General features: G+C 54.2%; 1 pseudogene. It reads right to left on the bottom strand.

The features are described 5' to 3' along the window. Positions 1-343 (bottom strand): annotated as a pseudogene (locus T18_RS27325) (TetR/AcrR family transcriptional regulator); the annotation flags it as partial.

Genomic DNA, 343 nt, shown 5'->3' with positions numbered 1-343 from the left:
CACACGCACGCGTAAACCGCATCGACGGACCTTCTTTGCCGGCGGCAAGTTTGCTGACGCGTGCTCCCTCCAAAAGCATGGATAGCGTATCAGCCAAAAGTTCAGGATCGCTTACACCTGTCGAACGACAAAGATCGGCAAGCCGGGAATGCTGTTCCATCTTCAACGTTTCTATTATCGCATGTGCAGGGTGCCCTTGCTCTTTCAACTCTACCGCAGCATTGGCCAAATCGCATCCATAGGGCTCGCTGGAAAGACATTGTGCGCGCGCTTTAACCCATGCCGTGAGCTGAGCCCTCGGGTCGCCCGGGTTTTCTTTTTCGAGATCTTCCCAGGCTTTATC

It is taken from the genome of Rhizobium sp. TBD182 (assembly GCF_001950375.1).
Classification (GTDB): Bacteria; Pseudomonadota; Alphaproteobacteria; order Rhizobiales; family Rhizobiaceae; genus Agrobacterium; species Agrobacterium tumefaciens.
This window is presented reverse-complemented; position numbering and strand designations above follow the sequence as displayed.